Source organism: Thermotoga sp. (assembly GCF_021162145.1).
Classification (GTDB): domain Bacteria; phylum Thermotogota; class Thermotogae; order Thermotogales; family Thermotogaceae; genus Thermotoga.
Window position 1 is genome coordinate 1 of sequence record NZ_JAGGZH010000021.1, and the last position, 4,435, is coordinate 4,435.

5 protein-coding genes are annotated in these 4,435 nt (G+C 46.1%); 2 read left to right on the top strand and 3 right to left on the bottom strand.

From position 1 onward, the window contains the following. The coding region (locus J7K79_RS01910; RefSeq protein WP_296904553.1) for an RNase H family protein at window positions 1-572 on the top strand (572 nt) is incomplete at its 5' end. A gap of 7 nt (window positions 573-579) precedes the next feature. Here the strand turns inward: J7K79_RS01910 and J7K79_RS01915 are convergent. Continuing rightward, the gene (locus J7K79_RS01915; RefSeq protein ID WP_296904555.1) at window positions 580-1,311 is read right to left on the bottom strand and encodes an MBL fold metallo-hydrolase; all 732 of its coding nucleotides are present in this window, start codon (window positions 1,309-1,311) and stop codon (window positions 580-582) included. Continuing rightward, complete coding sequence (locus tag J7K79_RS01920; RefSeq protein ID WP_296904557.1) at window positions 1,308-3,392, bottom strand: MMPL family transporter; 2,085 nt, start codon at window positions 3,390-3,392, stop codon at window positions 1,308-1,310. Before J7K79_RS01920 ends, J7K79_RS01915 begins: the two co-directional genes overlap by 4 nt. Before the next feature lie 52 nt (window positions 3,393-3,444). Between J7K79_RS01920 and J7K79_RS01925 the strand changes: the two genes are divergently transcribed. Beyond that, the gene (locus J7K79_RS01925; RefSeq protein ID WP_296904559.1) at window positions 3,445-4,068 is read left to right on the top strand and encodes a class I SAM-dependent methyltransferase; all 624 of its coding nucleotides are present in this window, start codon (window positions 3,445-3,447) and stop codon (window positions 4,066-4,068) included. Window positions 4,069-4,325: 257 nt separating this feature from the next. Here the strand turns inward: J7K79_RS01925 and J7K79_RS01930 are convergent. Further along, on the bottom strand, window positions 4,326-4,435 hold a 110-nt coding region (locus tag J7K79_RS01930; RefSeq protein ID WP_366932575.1), incomplete at its 5' end, for a cupin domain-containing protein.

The following is a 4,435-nucleotide window of genomic DNA, read 5'->3' on the forward strand; positions in this document are numbered from 1 at the left end:
AGGGTTTTCCAGGAGCAGAGTACAAAAGTTTTGAGAAGATAGAAGACGCAAGAGCGTATCTTGAGGGGAAAGACGAGTGCATCTGTCCGGAACTGGACGAAAAAACGATGCTTGCCTACGTTGACGGGAGCTACGGAGAAGTTTGTGGTTCTGGTGTGGTTCTGTGTTACAGGGGAAAGAAAGAGAAGTACTATTTCTGGACGGACGTTTCAGAGTTCAAAGACTCAAGGAACATAGCCGGCGAGATCATGGCAGCACTTTTTGCCATGGACTGTGCCTTGAGACGGGGAGCACAAAAACTCATTCTCAGGCACGATCTTGAAGGGCTGGAGAAGTGGGCAACAGAAGAGTACAGAACAAAAGAGCTGGTAACACGTGTTTATAAGTACTTCTACGAACAGTTTCGCAAGAAAGGTCTTGAAGTGGTTTTTGAAAAGGTGAAAAGTCACTCCGGAGACTTTTGCAACGATGAAGCTGACAGACTGGCAAAGAAGGCGGCGAAAAGAGAAGCAAACGTTGAGTGGACTTTGAGGGATTTTGAATATCTTCTAGAAAGAGAAAAAGACCAATAAAAATTGTTCAAACATTCTCCGGATCGTACACCAACACTGCCGTGCCGTACGTTACATAGACACCTTTGAAATTCCCGTAGGGATAGGGCTCACCCTTCAGAGATCCGTCAATCACTCCCTTTACAGCCTTCATCAGATCTTCCAGGTAACCCGGTCCAAAAGGTTTCATCTGCGTGCCGCTCAGATGTCCGTGGTAGATCTTCTCAAAGCTGTCAGTTTTCCTCAATTTTTCCAGACTCTTGAGGTACTCTCTCAACGGAAGGCACCCTGGAAGGTGCATCCAGGTGTGTCCTGCTCCAACTGAATCACCACTGAACAGAAGTTTGTTCTCTCTGTCCAGAAGAACGATCGAGCCTGGAGTGTGTCCGGGAACTTCGATCACCTCAAGTTTTCTACCACCCAGATCGAATCTGTCCCCTTCTCTCACATTCAGGAAATTTCTGTAATCCACATCAATCTTGAACAGTTCTATGAGCTGAAGGTCCCTGTGGTTGAGATACACCTTCTCGAACTGGTTGGCCTGCATGATGTGATCCCAGTGGGCATGTGTGAGAACAACCTCCACTGGTTTTTCTGTGATGGATCTTATGTATCCCTTCAGGTCTCCTCCCCCCATACCGGTGTCTATGAGAAGGGCTTTCTCTTCCCCCACCACCAGATACATGCTATCTCCTCTATAGTCAGCAATGTGCCATACATTGGGTTCAAGAAGAGTGGAGACGTATTCGTTCTTTTTCATCTCTTCACCTCCAGGAGTTTTGGAAGGATCACAAGACTCATGAGAGAACTCACTGTCATAGTTACCCACATGATCGCAACAAGATAAGCATGGAAGGTAAAGGGTGAGAGAATCAGGGCAGAAAGGCCGATGGAAAGACCAAAAGCGTTCGCCAGGATGGGTGTGGATGCGATTCTCACCGTTTTTTCTATGTCTTTATAGTATCTGAACAGCTCCGTCACGTGTATGGCGTAGTCTATACCCACCCCGATCACTATTCCGGCCATGTTCGCTGTGATCAGGTTCAGGGGAATCCTGGAAAGTCCCATGAAACCAAAGAGTGAAACAAGTGACAGTGAAACAGGAACAATCGCTTTTGCTGGATAGACAAAGCTCTTTTGAAACAAAACAAGCAGCAGAAAGACCATACTGACAGCGAGTACCACCGAAAGTACCTGCTGAGGAACGATCGAGTCGTTCATCTCTTTTATGATGTATGGAAGTCCCGTCACCTGAAAGCCACTTTCTTTCACTATGCGTTCCACTTCCTCGAGAGTATCCCTGTCCAAGTTGTCCAGGAAGATGAGAGCTCTTCCTGTGTTTCCAAAGATGAAGTTGTCTGCGTACTCTTCTGGCAGGAGTCTTCTGAGTATTAGCGCTCTTGCGAGGATCTTTGGGTAACCTTCTTCCTTGAACAAATGCTCGTTCATTTTCACAAGGATATCGTAGACAGAAAAAGCATCGTACCCTTTACTCTTCAACTTTTCTTCCATCGAAAGGACCTTCTGTACAAAAGCTGGAGAGAGCGGATCCTTTGACTCGAAGACGGCATAAACGGGCAGTGCCCTCCTGAAGACTTTTTCTATTTTCTCCACGTTCTTTCTGACCTTTGTGTAGCTTTTGTAGAGTTTCAGGATGTTGAGATCTGCCTTCAGAAAGAATGTACCCGGAAGGAAAACGAGGAGAACCACCAGTGTGACGATCCACGCTCGCTTTGAAAGTCTCTGAAAGAGCTGGGCCAGGCCATTTTCTCTCCCTCTGATCTCAACATTTTCCACTTTTGAGAGCATCACAGGAAGTACGATCCACGTTGAGACTCCCGCAAGACCGATTCCCACAGCCGCGAGGAGTCCCATCTGCTTCATAGACTGAGAATTCAGGGTGAGGAAAGAAAGGAACCCTGCCATAGTGGTGAGCGTGGTGAGGATCATCGCCCTTCCAACACTCTCAAGAGTATCTTTGATGGCGTTGAACGTGCTCTCTCCCTCTTTCTTTCGCTCAAGAAAGTGCGAGACGAAGTGAAGTCCATCGGCACTTCCCATGACGATGGTGAATATGGGAACCAGAACAGTGATAATGGAAAGGTTCTGTCCCATCCATCCCATCACGTAGCCAAGCGTCCAGAGAGCAGCAAAACCCGCCGGTATCAAAGATAAGATGGCGTATTTGAACCTTCCAAGTTGTATCCTGAACACGCTCAGGAGGAGAACGACGGCAAGTGGGGGAAGTGACAAAAGCATGAAGAGAAGGTAGCGAAATATCTGGCCTTCTAGGAATTGCGTTCCAGAGAGGTAATGTTCGTAGTTGGACAGGGCTTTTTCTATCTCTTCAGTTTGTATGCTCTCCTTCGGTAGTATCATGAAGAGAATGTAGTACCCATCCTCTACTTTCCTTACGTTGAGAAGATCTTCCATGTTTTGAACGTAACTCAGAAAGTCCCTGTACTGCTTTTCGGACATGTTTTTTGTCTCCACCAGTCTGAAGCCAACAGGGAACTTCTCTGGAACAGGTGGTATGACCGTTTTCACACCCTTGATAGAAGAAAGCCTTTCCTTTATTTGAAAGATCTCGTCTATTCCCTCTCTACTCAGAGGATCTATGTTTATCTTTACCATCACCACAAGCTGTTCCCCACTTTTGAAGATACCGTTCATTCTCTCATAGATCTCTTTCTGGTGGGATTTCTGAGGCATCAAAATGGAAAACTCGGTCGTGAAATGGAGCTTGAAAAGACCAAAGAGTGCTAAAATGTTCAGTACCAGCACCACAACGAGGATCTTCTTTCTGTTTTTGAAAACAAAAGAGGTGTACTTTTCAAACAAAAGAGTCACCTCCTTGCGAGTTCTATTTTATCAGGAGGGGTGGTGAAAAGACATGGGGGATGTTTTTGAACGTTTTGTGAACGAGTACGAGCAGTGGTTCTTAAAGCACAGGCTTGCCTATCTTTCCGAACTTAGAGCGGTGAAGGCTCTCCTTCCAGAGGGAAGGGGTGTAGAAATAGGAGTTGGTACGGGAAGGTTCGCTGTTCCCCTGAGAATAAAGATCGGTGTGGAACCTTCAAGACACATGGGAGAAATTGCAAGAAAAAGAGGAATACTGGTGGTAAAGGGAACTGCAGAGGACTTACCCTTAGGTGATGAAAGTTTCGATTTTGCTCTGATGGTTACCACGATCTGCTTTGTGGATGATCCGCTGAAGGCCCTGCAGGAAGCACGAAGGGTGATCAAAAATGGTGGACACGTCATTGTTGGAATTGTGGACAGAGAAAGCTTTCTGGGAAGAGAGTACGAAGAAAGGAGAGAAAAGAGCCTTTTCTACAAACATGCAAGGTTTTTCTCCACCGAAGAGATAGTGCACCTGATGAAGAAAGCGGGTTTCGAGGATTTCAGGATGGTCCAAACCCTTTTCAAACATCCCTCAAAACTCACCGATGTTGAGCCTGTCAGAGAAGGACATGGGGAAGGTGCCTTCGTTGTTGTCAGAGGAAAGAAGAATTGATTACTTTTGCTCTTTTTCAACAATACTCTGAGCCACCGGATAGGAGGGTTGACTCTCCAGATCGGCAGCATAACTGAGTATTTTTTCCTCGTCCATATCTACCTTCTGTAAGTGCTCCCGTTTTGTCGAAAACAACGACCTGAATATCCTTTGCTCTTTAGAAAGCTTCGCGGTTAAAGTTATACCTAACCGCATATCAAACAATGAAAACCCCACCTTCTACGAAGTGGGAAGAAATCTCATTCGTGTGGAGGTGATCAAAGCAAAATGATCACTGCCAGAAACTCTAGATTCTCGTCTCCTGTGTTTTCTATGGAGTGTGACTCTCCAGAGTCTGTAAAACACACGTCTCCCGCCTTTATGGGAA